This is a genomic window from Caminicella sporogenes DSM 14501 (assembly GCF_900142285.1).
Lineage (GTDB): Bacteria > Bacillota > Clostridia > Peptostreptococcales > Caminicellaceae > Caminicella > Caminicella sporogenes.
This window is the reverse complement of the sequence record NZ_FRAJ01000021.1, coordinates 25,120-39,298: the sequence shown is the minus strand read 5'-3', so window position 1 is coordinate 39,298 and position 14,179 is coordinate 25,120. Positions and strand designations below refer to the sequence as shown.

12 protein-coding genes and 2 pseudogenes are annotated in these 14,179 nt (G+C 27.5%); 9 read left to right on the top strand and 5 right to left on the bottom strand.

Annotated elements, in window-relative coordinates; all coding sequences use genetic code 11:
- A pseudogene (locus tag BUA90_RS12645) lies at window positions 1-737 on the bottom strand (transposase); the annotation flags it as partial.
- A 244-nt stretch (window positions 738-981) separates the two neighbouring features.
- Between BUA90_RS12645 and BUA90_RS12835 the strand changes: the two are divergent.
- Window positions 982-1,387 (top strand): annotated as a pseudogene (locus BUA90_RS12835) (VanZ family protein).
- A gap of 229 nt (window positions 1,388-1,616) precedes the next feature.
- Here BUA90_RS12835 and istB read toward each other — a convergent pair.
- Both istB and BUA90_RS10695 read right to left on the bottom strand, forming a co-directional pair.
- Entirely contained in the window at window positions 1,617-2,372 is a 756-nt protein-coding gene (istB, locus tag BUA90_RS10700; protein ID WP_072968457.1) for an IS21-like element helper ATPase IstB, read from the bottom strand.
- Window positions 2,373-2,377: 5 nt separating this feature from the next.
- Window positions 2,378-3,091, bottom strand: coding sequence for a DDE-type integrase/transposase/recombinase (locus BUA90_RS10695; protein WP_072968455.1), 714 nt, complete (start codon window positions 3,089-3,091; stop codon window positions 2,378-2,380).
- A 115-nt stretch (window positions 3,092-3,206) separates the two neighbouring features.
- Between BUA90_RS10695 and BUA90_RS12295 the strand changes: the two genes are divergently transcribed.
- From BUA90_RS12295 to BUA90_RS10685, 3 genes are all read left to right on the top strand, one after another.
- The gene (locus BUA90_RS12295; protein WP_147363025.1) at window positions 3,207-3,617 is read left to right on the top strand and encodes a hypothetical protein; all 411 of its coding nucleotides are present in this window, start codon (window positions 3,207-3,209) and stop codon (window positions 3,615-3,617) included.
- A 115-nt stretch (window positions 3,618-3,732) separates the two neighbouring features.
- The gene (locus tag BUA90_RS12640; protein WP_242945085.1) at window positions 3,733-3,894 is read left to right on the top strand and encodes a hypothetical protein; all 162 of its coding nucleotides are present in this window, start codon (window positions 3,733-3,735) and stop codon (window positions 3,892-3,894) included.
- A gap of 29 nt (window positions 3,895-3,923) precedes the next feature.
- Entirely contained in the window at window positions 3,924-5,762 is a 1,839-nt protein-coding gene (locus BUA90_RS10685; RefSeq protein WP_072968451.1) for a polysaccharide biosynthesis protein, read from the top strand.
- Between the two features lie 133 nt (window positions 5,763-5,895).
- Here BUA90_RS10685 and BUA90_RS10680 read toward each other — a convergent pair whose 3' ends face one another.
- Both BUA90_RS10680 and BUA90_RS10675 read right to left on the bottom strand, forming a co-directional pair.
- Window positions 5,896-7,428 carry an AbgT family transporter gene (locus BUA90_RS10680; protein WP_072968449.1) on the bottom strand — a complete coding sequence of 511 codons (1,533 nt, stop codon included), beginning with the start codon at window positions 7,426-7,428 and terminating at the stop codon, window positions 5,896-5,898.
- A gap of 15 nt (window positions 7,429-7,443) precedes the next feature.
- Complete coding sequence (locus BUA90_RS10675) at window positions 7,444-8,628, bottom strand: M20 metallopeptidase family protein (RefSeq protein WP_072968447.1); 1,185 nt, start codon at window positions 8,626-8,628, stop codon at window positions 7,444-7,446.
- Between the two features lie 243 nt (window positions 8,629-8,871).
- On the opposite strand from BUA90_RS10675, the gene BUA90_RS10670 reads away from it, so the two are divergent.
- The 5 genes from BUA90_RS10670 (at window position 8,872) to BUA90_RS10650 (ending at window position 14,089) form a co-directional block, all read left to right on the top strand.
- Window positions 8,872-10,725 carry a helix-turn-helix domain-containing protein gene (locus BUA90_RS10670; protein WP_072968445.1) on the top strand — a complete coding sequence of 618 codons (1,854 nt, stop codon included), beginning with the start codon at window positions 8,872-8,874 and terminating at the stop codon, window positions 10,723-10,725.
- Window positions 10,726-10,794: 69 nt separating this feature from the next.
- Window positions 10,795-11,817: an Rpn family recombination-promoting nuclease/putative transposase gene (locus tag BUA90_RS10665; RefSeq protein WP_072968444.1), complete on the top strand. Its 1,023-nt coding sequence runs from the start codon at window positions 10,795-10,797 to the stop codon at window positions 11,815-11,817.
- 229 nt (window positions 11,818-12,046) lie between these two features.
- Window positions 12,047-12,361: a hypothetical protein gene (locus BUA90_RS12530; protein ID WP_072968442.1), complete on the top strand. Its 315-nt coding sequence runs from the start codon at window positions 12,047-12,049 to the stop codon at window positions 12,359-12,361.
- A 306-nt stretch (window positions 12,362-12,667) separates the two neighbouring features.
- Window positions 12,668-13,672, top strand: a complete 1,005-nt coding sequence (gene galE, locus BUA90_RS10655) for a UDP-glucose 4-epimerase GalE (RefSeq protein WP_072968440.1) — start codon at window positions 12,668-12,670, stop codon at window positions 13,670-13,672.
- A gap of 57 nt (window positions 13,673-13,729) precedes the next feature.
- Window positions 13,730-14,089 carry a four helix bundle protein gene (locus BUA90_RS10650; protein WP_072968438.1) on the top strand — a complete coding sequence of 120 codons (360 nt, stop codon included), beginning with the start codon at window positions 13,730-13,732 and terminating at the stop codon, window positions 14,087-14,089.
- The last annotated feature ends 90 nt before the right edge of the window (window positions 14,090-14,179 follow it).

The following is a 14,179-nucleotide window of genomic DNA, read 5'->3' as shown; positions in this document are numbered from 1 at the left end:
CTTGGTTTACATAAGCATATTTTAAATCCAAAATCATCTGCAAATGCTTTAATTTTATTATTTATTCTCCTCCCTTCTTGTGTAATATTTACAATTGTTTTCATGTTGTCAAAAAGTATTTCTTTAGGCACACCCCCTGTAGCTTTAAATGCTGAAATTAAGCACTCTATAACATCTTGTTGAGTTTTAGATTTCCTGTATTCAAAATAGCAATATCTTGAGTTTCCAAGTTTATAGTTAAATACGTTAACAATGAATTAAACATATCCTTTAAATATTCATAAAGATCATCTGGTTTATAGTTAAATACGTTAACAATGAATTCTTCACCATATTTAGAAATTAGTTTTAAATTTTCCTTCCAGTCTTACTTGAGCTTGTCCACCTGCAGGTGTTTCAAACCTTGGATGTCCTTTTGTTTTTTTAGTAGGCTTTAACCCCTTTTTTTTTACGTATTTATTAAAATTAGAATATGTTCCTATATCATATTTTTTATCTATGAAGTACTCATAAACACCTTTAACAGTAACTCCTTTTATAGAAAGTTTAGCTTTTATTTCATCATAATATTTATCTAATTTACTTTGCTTTTTTCTAACTTTAGGTTTTCCTTCATAACCTTCATAATATTTTTTCACAGTTCTTCTGTCTAAACTATATTCTCTTGCAAGTGCTGAAAAATTAGGTTTAATATTCATTGTTTTTATTATGTTAATTTGTCCTATTAAATTTGTCATCATTGATATCCCTCCTGATAGAAGGATACCAAATTAATGTACAAAATTGTACATTTTTATTTTCCACTTTTTGTTCTTTCTTATTTTATCATTTACAGATAGGATGCAATATATGTAAAATAAAAATAAGATTACTATTTGTCTTATATATATTTTATGGTAAATATTTATTATACAAGCCAAAAAGAGCTTAAAGGATTAGGATGTGCAATATATTGTGCTAGAAGTGAGGATTTGATATCAAATGGATAAAAATAAGATAATCATCATTTTATCCTGGACAGCTGTATTATTATGGTTTGTCCTTATATTTTATTTATCGGCTCAGCTAGCAGTGGAGTCTGATGGGTTAAGTAAAAAGGTTACAAAGGTTATCATAGAGACTGTTGACAGAGTAGTTGATTTAGATGATGGAAAACCAGGGATAGATTTAGTAGAAAACTTTAATCATATTGTGAGAAAATATGCCCATTTTACTTCGAACTTGGTTCTTGAGTAATGTGTTTGTGAGAAGTGGAGTTAAGGGTTTTAAAGCATTTATATTTTCTATTATATTTTGCATATTTTATGCTGTAAGTGATGAAGTTCATCAGCTATTTGTCAAACCAAAGGGACGCTTGTGTGCCACGAAGGCAAAGATGCATAGATAGTTGAAATACAAAAGCTATGCTCTATAAAAGATGAAGGTAGGCCTTTCGGAGTCGCTATTCAGGTAGCTATTCAGGTAGAGGCTTCAAACCACCTTAAGCTGCTGTGGTCAAAAGCTATGGTGGTGAGCGTTAAGGAAGTGGAATGATGTCATCAAAACTAGAATCTGATGTTAATGTTAATATTATTTCTAACATATTTGCAAATATAACTTTTAACACTTTTGACTAATTATTCTTTGGAATTACTTGTAAATATTTTGTCTTTAACTCTGTAAGATTTACATGTTATCTTTTCAACTGTAGAATGATGCAATAACCTATCTAGTATTGCGTTAGCAATTGTTACATCTCCAAATATCTCATGCCATTTACTAAACTCCTTGTTAGTAGTAATTATAGTGCTAGATTTTTCGTATCTTTTATTTATTAGCTGAAAAAACATATTTCCTTCTTCTTTAGAAATAAGTAAATAACCTATTTCGTCTATTATTAGAAGTTTATATTTTGCATAGTGTTTAAGTCTTGCTTCTAACCTATTTTCTAAATGAGCCTTCTTTAGATTTAATAGTAGGTCATGACAGTTTATAAAATATGTAGAATTCCTTTTTTTAGCTGCTGCTATACCTATCGATACCGATAGGTGAGTTTTTCTAACACCAGAATTACCTAAAAACAGTACATTTTCTTTTTTCTCTAGGAACCTCAAGGGATGAAGGTCTCTAATTTTATCCTGATTTATTGAAGGTTGGAATGTAAAGCCAAAGTCATCTAATGTTTTTATAAAAGGAAAATTTGCTACTTTTACACATGCATTTGTGGCTTTTTCTTCCTTAAGTTTTATTTCTAATTTTGTTAGCTCATATAATGCGTCTACAACTGTTTTTTCTTTATTGGTAATTAAATCTATATATGTATCTAAATTTTCTTTTATTTGATGTAGTTTTAATTCTTCTAAATTATTCAGTAAAGCTGTATATGTACTCATTTTATCTATCCTTTCAAGTTATCTAATATTTCTAAATTTCTAATTGTAAAAGCTTCAATATCATCTTCATTTTTAAATGGTAATTTTTCAGCCATTATTTTTTTATAATCATCTTCATGATAATTTATTATTTTTTGTGTTAATGGGTGTATTCTTATTAAATCTGTGTTATTATAAATATACAGTTTATTATCTAATTCTCTTACTTTTAGAATTTTATTAATAAACTTGTGTGCTGCAGAATATCTTTTTCCTTTATAGTAAATCATTGAATCATTATGAATTGTGGTGGGTTTCATATAATTTAAGTAAGATTCAATTATTTCTTTGTTTGGTAAAGGAGAAAGATATTCCTTTTCTTTTTTTATAAGCATTATAGGTTTTACCCCTGTAGTTTGATTTATCTCATTATTTACTTCATCACTTAATCTATTTATTATTTCAATCAATTCTTCCTCATTTTCAAATTCATAATTATAGGGAACCAACCTACTAATAAACCTGTTAGCAGACTCTACTTTTCCTTTTGTTTGAGGAGATCTTACATTGCATTTTTCTGGTGTAAAATTAAAATCTTTTGAAAACTGTCTAAACTCCTCAGTAAACTTTTTAGTTTTTACATTTACTATACTACTCATGTTATCTGTAAGTAATCTTTTTGGAACAATATTAGGATTAATATTAGCTAATATCAAATTATTATCTGATTTAAAATACATTGAATTTATATATCCTTGTTTTATTTTGGTCAGCTTTATATTAGCACACGTAATTATTAATTATATGAAATGGCATACCATTTATAAATATTCTGCTATAGTATTGCAAAATTTGATGTTTTTTAAGCATAAAGATATGGAAGATATGGAACAAATTGTAGTAAATGAATTATATTATAATTTATCTCAAAATAAAGATTTTAATATTAAATATTATTTACATAAAACAGAAACTAAGATATTTAATATGTATTTAGTTATTAGTGCAATAAATATTTTTGTTTATGCATATATTTTGTCTTTAAAAATTGCTAATGATTCATTAAATTTAATTATAGTAATAGGAGCTAGCATTTTTACATTTTTTTATTTTTTAAGAATGAATATCAAAGCTTATAATATACTTAAAGAGATATTAAAACCAGTTAATGTCGATGATTGTAATAAAATTCCATCATGGATAATAAATTTATACGGATTGTCAAGTGTACGTGACAAATGTAAACATAAAATTACAAGTCAGTAGAATAATTAATAAATAAGTTATCTGCTAAAAATCTTTTAATATAGATTGTATTATTAATTAAAAAAACAAATGAATAGGAGTAAGAAGCTTTAAAGAAATATTGAGTGGATGTGAAATGTTTGAAGAAAACATAGTAAACTTTAAATATTTGCTATTTGATATAAATAGAATGGAAAAAGAAGAAAGAGAAGAAGGGCTAATGAAAAGCAATAAATGTCTAAGAGTTATCTTAGGCATTTATTTATGTTATAATTACAGTAGTAAAATTGTTTGTTAATAATAGTTATAAAATATCGGGGTGAGTACATGAAGAAAAAATTAAAGAATATCTTGTTAATATTTGTCGATGTATTAGCTATAAATTTGTCTTTTCTTATAGCTTTTGCAATTAGATTTGATGGCAATTTAATGGGAAAATTAGCAAGTCAATATGTTCCTATTTATTTACATAATGCTCTGACTTTAACTTTAATAAAGATAGTAATATTTTATATGTTTAAGATGTACAACAGCTTATGGCGTTATGCTAGTATTGAAGAGTTAATTCAGATTATTTCAACATCTTTTTTTGCTACAGCTGGTAGTGTAAGCTATATGTTCATAATGCAAAATCATTTGCCGCGAAGCATTTATATTTTAACTTTTATTTTAGATATTATATTTATAGGTGCAGTTAGATTTAGTTATAGGATATTAGATAAAATAAAAGAAAAAAGTATTTTAAAAAGAACTAAATTTAAGAGAGTAATGATAGTTGGAGCTGGACAAGCTGGGGCTATGGTTATAAAGGAGCTTAAAAACCATGATGAATTGCAGAGTAAACCTATAGCAGTCATTGATGATGATGAAACTAAGTTAGGCAAGTTAATAAATGGAGTTCCAGTTTTAGGAGATAGGTATCATATAAAGAAGATTGCTGAAAAAAAGAAGATTGATGAAATTATTATAGCTATACCTTCTGCTTCAAAGAGAGAAATAAAAGAAATTATTGAAGAATGCAGTAAAACTAAATGTAAGCTTAAAATATTACCAGGAGTGTTTGAACTTATAGATGGTAAAGTAAGTGTAAAAGAAATAAGAGATGTAAATATAGAAGATTTGTTAGGTAGAGAGCCTGTTAAAGTAAATCTTGAAGAAATGAGTCATTATTTAAAAGGAAAAGTAGTTTTAGTAACTGGTGGAGGAGGGTCTATAGGTTCTGAGTTATGTAGACAAATATCAAATTTTAAACCTAAAAAACTTTTGATATTAGATATATATGAGAATAATGCTTATGATATACAGAATGAACTTAAAAGAAGTTATCCGAAGCTTAATTTAGAGGTATTGATTGCTTCTATTCGAGATAGAAAGAGAATTGAAGAAATATTTGAAGTATATAAGCCAAATGTAGTTTTTCATGCAGCAGCTCATAAACATGTACCACTAATGGAAGCAAATCCACAGGAAGCTATAAAAAATAATGTATTTGGGACTCTTAATGTTGCAGAATGTGCAGATAAATATGGTTCAGAAAAATTTGTATTGATTTCTACAGATAAGGCAGTAAATCCAACAAATGTTATGGGAGCTACTAAACGTATGGCTGAGATGATAGTACAAGCCATGAGTAAAAAAAGTAAAACAGAATTTGTTGCTGTTAGATTTGGAAATGTCTTAGGAAGCAATGGTAGTGTTATTCCTCTATTTAAAAAGCAAATAGCAAATGGTGGACCTGTAACAGTTACACATCCAGAAGTAACTCGTTATTTTATGACTATACCTGAAGCAGTTCAGTTAGTTATTCAAGCTGGAGCTATGGCAAAAGGTGGAGAGATATTTGTTCTTGATATGGGTGAACCTGTAAAAATAGTAGATTTAGCAGAAAATCTTATAAGATTATCTGGATTTGAACCATATAAAGATATTGATATACAATTTATTGGTCTAAGGCCAGGAGAAAAATTATATGAAGAATTGTTGATGGATGAAGAAGGTCTAAAGGAGACACAGCATAATAAAATATTTATTGGAAAGCCATTATATATAGATTATAAAGTATTAGAGGCTCAGTTAAGAAGATTAAAAGAACTAATAGAAGGAGATAGAGAAGAACTAATCAGTCATATTCAGCATATGGTTCCAACTTATAAAAGAATAAGCTAGATATTTTCTATTTTAAAGAAGTAGGTAAATATAAAAATTGTGGTTTCAATTGTTAGGGAACGAAAATAAATTGTACAAACAAAAGCAAGTGACAAATATTTATACAATTTGCCACTTGCTTAATTTTATACTATTACATTATTATCGGAGAACCGGGACCTAGTGGTAGTTTTAAGAAATACCAAATCAATAACTGTATAGTCCAAATTATAAAAAATGATATAGAATATGGCAGCATATTAGCTATTAAAGTACCCATACCGATATTTTTGTCATATTTTTTAGCAAAAGCTACAAGTATAGCAAAGTAGGGTAAAAGTGGTGTAATAACATTTGTTATTGAATCTCCAATTCTATAAGTCATTTGAGTTAATGCAGGGTGAAAACCTAACAGTATAAACATAGGAACAAATATGGGGCTGAGTATTGCCCACTTTGCTGAACAGCTTCCTACAAATAAATTTATAAATGCTCCTATTAATATAAAACATATCAAAAGTACAGGAGTTGGAGCACCTAAATTCTTTAAAAAATCTGCACCTTTAATAGCCATTATAATTCCTAAATTAGACCAATTAAAATAATTAATAAACTGAGCTATTACAAATGATAATACTATATAAGGACCCATTTCTGACATAGATTCTCCAAGCATAGCTACAGTATCTTTATCACTTTTAATCTTACCTGAAACTTTACCAAAAACATATCCTGGGATAAAAAACAATAAAGTTATAATTGGTACAAGTCCTTTCATCAAAGGAGAGCTAAAAGACAGTAATGAACCAGTTTTTGGCTCTCTTAACAATCCATTTTGTGGTACTGCTGAAATAATGAGTAAAATCAAAAATGCTAAAGTTGCAATACCAGCTGCCTTTAAACCTTTAATTTCTTCCTCTGTAACTTCTTCAATTTTTTCTACTTCATAACTTCCTTTACCCATTCTAGGTGCAACAATTTTTACAGTTACCCATGTAGCTGCAAAAGTTAAGAAAAATGTTGAAACCATGAGAAAATACCAGTTGCAAGCTGGATTCACTTGAAAATTAGGGTCAAGCAGTTCTACTGCTGATTGAGTAAATCCAACTACCAAAACATCTAAAGAGTTAACAAATAAATTTGCACTAAAACCTCCTGCAACTGCTGCATATGCAGCCATCATACCAACTATTGGATTCATTCCTACAGCAGCAAATAACATGGCAGCTAAAGGCGGCATTACTATAAAACCTGTATCACCAGCTGCATTTGCCATAATAGATGTAAATATTACAATGACTATTACTTTTGAACCTTTTACATTGACCAAAGTCTTTCTAAGCAGAGCAGAAAACAGTCCTGTTTTTTCAGCAAGACCAACCCCTAAAATACATGTTAAAACGAGTCCAAGAGGTGGAAATTTGGCAAAGTTGCTTACAGCATTCATAAGCATTTTTTGAATTCCTTCTTTAGAAAGCAGATTGACAACGGTAATTTTTTCTTTTGTCAAAGGATGAACAGCAGAAATCCCGACAATAGAACCGATTAAAGAAACTAATAAAGCTAATCCTGCTAACCAAACAAAGAGTGTAAGAGGTTCAGGAAGCCTGTTTCCCACTTTTTCAACCCAGTTGAGAAATTTATCCACCCCTTTTAATTTTTTCTTTTGAACATTTGCTTCTTTCATATCATCACCCTTTCTCTATTTATTAAGATATAATAATGCAGATTCAGCAAGTACAGCAGAAGCCTTACTAAGTATGTCTTCATCTATATTAAAGTATGGGCTGTGCAGTGGCTTAGTAATTTTTTTATTTTCGTTGTAAGTTCCTACAACAAAAAATGCTCCGGGTACTTTTTGCTGAAAATAAGAAAAATCTTCTCCACCCATAGTAGGATTTTTAAGTTCTACAACATTATCTTTTCCTAATATTTCTTCTCCTGCATGTTTAACAACATCTGTTATCTCATCATTGTTAATAACTGGAGGATAATATGGTATATATTCAAATTCATAACTGCCTCCATTTGCTTCAGTTATTCCTTTGATGATAGATTCCATCATTTTAGGTATTTCTTCTCTCAATTCATTAGTCAGCGTTCTTACAGTTCCAACCATTTCAACACGATCAGGTATAACATTATGAGCAGAACCGGCATTAAACATTGTAATACTTATAACAGCTGGCTCTATTGGATTAATTTTTCTACTGACAATTGTCTGAAGACTCATATAAGCTTGACATGCTATTGATATAGGGTCAATACAGTTGTGAGGTTCAGCGCCATGACCGCCTTTTCCATATATAGTGAGTGTAAACTTATCAGGAGCTGCCATCATACTGCCATATTTTATACCGATTTTTCCTGACTCGACTATAGGCCATACATGTGCACCTATTGCTGCATCTACCTTTGGATTTTCAAGAACACCTTCATTTATCATCCTATTAGCACCGCCTTGAGATTCTTCAGCAGGTTGAAATAAAAATTTGACATTACCATGTAATTCATCTTTAAATTCTGATAAAATCATAGCAGCACCTAAAAGCCATGTCGTATGAGCATCATGTCCACAAGCGTGCATAAGACCGGGATATTTAGACTTATACTCAATATCATTTAATTCTGTCATCTCTAAGCAATCCATATCAGCTCTTAATAAAATTGTTTTACCTGGATATTTACCTTTTAAGAGGCCTATTACACCAGTAATGCCAACATTTGTTTTAACTTCAATATCTAGTTTTTTAAGTTTTTCAGCTACTAGGGCAGAAGTTCTTTTTTCCTGAAGTCCAATTTCAGGATGAGAATGAATATCTCTTCTGATACTTATTAATTCTTCTTTAATTTCTTCTGCCTTTTTTAAAATTTTTTCTTTAAACATATGAATCCCCCCAACTATTAATTTTGATTGATATTAAAAAATTAGATTTTATATTAATTCAATACAGAAATATATTATAATTAAAATTATTTAGATTATTAAGATTATTTGTTTAATTTCGTAATTGTTTAATATTCTAACAACAAAAAATTAAATTTTCTATATTGCTAACAACAAATTTTTTATTGCAAAATTGTTATATTTTTGTATAATTATTCAAAAGGTATTAAAGGGGGATAAAAAATGAAAAATTTACAAAGCAAATTATATAAACTAAATGCTTTGCTTGAAGCTAGTAAACTTTTAAATTCTACGCAAGATGTGGATTATATATTAGATTTTCTCTTAAAAAAATCATTGGAACTTATAGAAGGTGGAGATGCAGGAGCAATTTTTCTTTATAATAAACAAAAGAACGTACTTGAAATAAAATCTTATGTTGGTTTTGACAGCAGTATAAGTGAAATTAAACTTAATTTAGGTGAATCAATGACTGGTATAGCTTTTCTAAGAAAAAAATCTATGCTTTTTAATAATCTTAAAGAGATTAATAAAGCAATAGATACTATGAGAGAAGAAAATAAAAAGATTTTGAGAAAGGGCTTAAAAACGAAATTAGACAGACTTCAAAGTTCTATTTGCTGTCCTTTAATCTATAAAGAAGAATGTATAGGAGTTATAGTTATAGATAACTTTGAAGATAATATACCACTTACTTATGATGACATGTATCTTTTAGAATCTATATCTGTACAAGCTACAATTGCTATCATCAATGCACGAAATTATGAAAGAGAGCTTAGAAATAATAGAGCTTTGGAACGTTACAATAAAATGCTGAAAGAGGAAAGAAATAAGTATAAATATTCAACAAGTTTGCATAGTAAATTCACAGAAATGGTTTTAAATGGATGCAGTATACAAGACATATTATTAGAAGTATCATCGCTAATTAAAAGAGATGTCTTTTTGATAGATTTATTTTATAACATTAATAATTATAATTTTCAATATTATACTAAACTAGAAATGATTGAAGAAATCAGCCAAAATTTAAAAAGTTATTTAAAAAATAAAGAAAGGTCCAGCTATTTTTGGTTTGAAAAAAATCTATATTTAAACTTTTTACCAATAATAGTAAATATGGATACTCTTGGATGGTTAGGTATTGTATCTGATGACAATTTTTTTTCAGAACTAGATAATATTACAGTTGAAAAATGTATTACTATATTGGCACTTCAGCTTTTAAAAATAAATGAACTTAACGATATGGAACAATCTCTAAAAGGAGAATTTCTTGAAAGCTTGCTGCTTAATCAAAATAAAGAGTACATTATGAAATGTGCAAAAAAGTATAAATTTAATTTTAATAAAAATCATCAAATGATAATTTTAAATATTGAAATGGATAAAAATTTTTTAATTCAAGAAAAATATAAAAAAGAATTAAATAGATATATAAAATACTATTACAGTATAATAAATGGAAAAATAAACAGTATTTTTCCGGGTTCTATAGCATTAATCAATGGACATAGCATTATTATAATATTGGAGTTAGATAATAAAGATAATAAAAAAAAGATAAAGTATTTTCTTGATGATATTATGAATATGAGTAGTAAAACTTTTTTTAGCAGTAGGGTAAAAAGAAAATTTAAAGCAGGAATAAGCAGTATAATTAAAAGCATTGATGATTTTAAAACGGCATTTAGTAATGCAAAACAAGCTTTAAAAATAGCTAGTAGCATAGAAAAAGACATTATATATATTTTTTATGATGATTTAGAAGTAAAAAAACTTCTTTTAAATAATGATAAAAAAGAGCTTGAAGATTTTCTTTTAAAAACTTTGGGACCGTTACTGAATTATAATAAAAAATCGAGAAATGAATTTCTAGAAACTTTAAAAATATATATAACTAGTAATGGCAATTGGACATATACTAAAGATTATTTGCACATTCATGGAAATACACTTAGTTATAGATTAAATAGAATTATGGACATTTTAAAAGTTGATTTAAACGATTATAATCAAAGACTTAAAATACAAATTGCTTTTGAAATACTTGATATAATAAAAATGTGTTAGACTAAGGGGATGGGTTTTTTTATGATATAATAAAGATATAAAAAATAAGCTATATAAGCGGTGGAAGAGATGAAAAAAGAAAAAAAAATATACAATGAACACGATATAGGGTATAAACATATACTCTCACAAAAGAAAAATTTCATAGATTTTTTAAGAGGATTTATAAAAAAAGAATGGGTAAAACAAATAAGAGAAGAAGATATAATATTAATAGACAAAGAATTTATACAAGAAGATTTCAAAGAAAAAGAAGCTGATATAATTTATAAAGCAAACATAAAAGGACAAGACATAATATTTTACATACTAATGGAACTACAGTCAAAAGTAGACTACAGAATGCCAATAAGACTATTAATGTACATGACAGAAATATGGAGAGACGAACTAAAAAATACAGAAGAAAAAATAAAAAAGAGAAAAGGATATAAACTACCGGCAATAATACCAATAGTACTATATAATGGAAAAAACAAATGGACAGCAGTAAGAAGCTTTAAAGAAATACTGAATGGATATGAAATGTTTGAAGAAAACATAGTAGACTTTAAATACTTACTATTTGACATAAACAGAATGGAAAAAGAAGAACTAATAAAGATAGCAAATGTAGTAAGCAGTATATTCTTGTTAGATCAAGACGTAGAAATAGAAGAAATAATAAACAGACTGAAAATAATAGGAAAAATAATAAAAAACAAAGTGACAAAAGAGCAGGAAGAGTCGTTTAAAAGATGGATTATAAATATATTTAGGAATAGGATGGAAAAAGGAGAAAGAGAAAATATAGATAAATTATTAAGAGAAATATCAGAAATGGAGGTGGATGGAATGATAAGTAATTTAGGGAGAAAATTAGAAGAAGAATTTAAGTATAGAGAAAGAAAAGGAAGAGAAGAAGGAATTCGACAGGGTATACAAAAAGGCATTCAGCAGGGTATACAGCGTGGAATTAGACAAGGCATTCAGCAAGGTAAGATAGAAATAGTAAGAAATTTATTACTATTGGGAATAGATATAGAAAAAATAGTAAAGGCATCAAAACTAAGTAAAGAAGAAATAGAGAAAATAAAGAAAGAATTAAATTAAAGCCTATTTTACTATTTTAGATAAAACCTTCGACAAAAATAGTGTTTTTTTGACGAAGGTTTTTATTTTTTACAGTATAAAAAATTCATAACTAATTTTAAAATAAGATATTTATTTTGAAGTATTTTACAAACTAGATTATACGATTATACATGGATTTTTCTTATGATATAATGAAAATATAAAAAATGAGCTATATAAATGGATTATAAATATATTTAGGAATAGGATGGAAAAAGGAGAAAGAGAAAATATAGACAAATTATTAAGAGAAATATCAGAAATGGAGGTGGATGGAATGATAAGTAATTTAGGGAGAAAATTAGAAGAAGAATTTAAGTATAGAGAAAGAAAAGGAAGAGAAGAAGGACTAATAAAAGGGAGAATAGAAGGAAAAAGAGAAGGCATAAAAGAAGGAAAATATGAGGTAGTAAAAAATCTAATAAAAATGGGAGTAGATTTAAGAATAGTTGCTCAAGGAGCAGGTATAAGTTATGAAGAAGTAATGAAGATAAAAGAAGAAGTTGAAAAAGAAAAACATTAGTTGACATGAAGTATATTAAATACCTTCTTAACCAAATAAAGAGTTAAGAGGGTTTTCTTATTTTGGAGAAAATGATAGCAATATGCGAAATTTAGAAATATATTATGTTTTATGTTGAGAGTTATATTATAAAAAATAAAAGATTTATTTAATATCTGGAAAATATAGATATAATAAAGTACAATATACTAAAGAAGCTAAAATTGTAGAAAAGTAGTTGAAATGAAAATAGAGAGAAGTAGTGAAGAAATAAAATTGATAGGTTGATTTTTACGGTTGTGATAAAATAAAACAGGGGTGAAAGATATGTCTATATTAATAACAGGTGGAGCGGGATATATAGGCTCTCATACAGTAAAATATTTTTTAGAGCAAAAAGAAGATGTAGTAGTTGTAGACAATTTACAAAGTGGACATAAAAAAGCTGTTCAAACAGATAAATTTTATGAAGTAGATATAAGAAATAAAGAAGAATTGGATAAGGTATTTAAAACTCATAAGATAGAAGCAGTTATTCATTTTGCAGCTAATTCTTTAGTTGGAGAGAGTATGGAAAAGCCTTATGAATACTATCATAATAATGTTTATGGCATGATGTGTTTACTTGAAGTAATGAAAAAAAATAATGTAAATAAAATAGTATTTTCATCAACTGCTGCTACATATGGAGAACCTAAAAATATTCCTATACTTGAAGATGATGAAACAAATCCGACAAATACATATGGTGAAACTAAACTTTCTATGGAAAAAATGATGAAGTGGTTTGAAAAAGCATATGGGATTAAATATGTTTCACTCAGATATTTTAATGCTGCAGGAGCATATGAAGATGGAACAATAGGTGAAGACCATAATCCTGAAACACATTTAATACCGCTTATTCTTAAAGTGCCATTAGGGAAAAGAGAAAAAATATATATTTTTGGTAATGATTATCCTACAAAAGATGGTACTTGTATTAGAGACTATATTCATGTTATGGATTTAGCATCTGCTCATTATTTAGCATTAGAATATCTAAGAAAAGAAAATAAGAGTGATATTTTCAATCTTGGAAATGGAAATGGTTATTCAGTAAAGGAAGTAATAGAAACAGCAAGAAAAGTAACAGGACACCCTATACCAGCAGAAATAAAAGAGAGAAGAGCAGGAGACCCAGCAGTTTTAATTGCTTCATCAGAAAAGGCTAAAAAAATATTAGGCTGGAATCCTAAGTTTGATTCATTAGAAAAAATTATTACAGATGCTTGGAATTGGCATAGCCAAAATCCAAATGGATACGAAAGAGAATTGAGAATTGAAAATTGATAATTGAGAATGGAGAATTGAAAATGGAAAATTGAGAATAATTTGTGTGAGGTTTTTATGAAAGATAATATTATTTATAGAAAATCTTTTAATTTTGCCATTGATATTGTTAATTTATACAAATATCTAATTAATGAAAAAAGAGAGTTTGTTATATCTAAGCAGCTATTAAGAAGTAGAACTAGTATAGGAGCTAATGTAAGTGAGGCAATCGAGGCTCAAAGTAAAAAAGATTTTATTTCTAAATTATCTATTGCATTGAAAGAAACTAGAGAAACTAAGTATTGGATTGAATTATTAAATGCTACAGATTATCTAGAAAAGGATTTAGCAAATAATTTATTAAATAAAACAAACGAATTACTTAGAATATTAGTTTCAATTATTAAAACATCAAAAGCAAAATTAAAACAATAATAATATAGAGTGATATAGAGTATTTTTATTATTATCATTATTGTATTATCTTTTCAGTTGGATTTGCTTTTTAATTTTCAATTATCAATT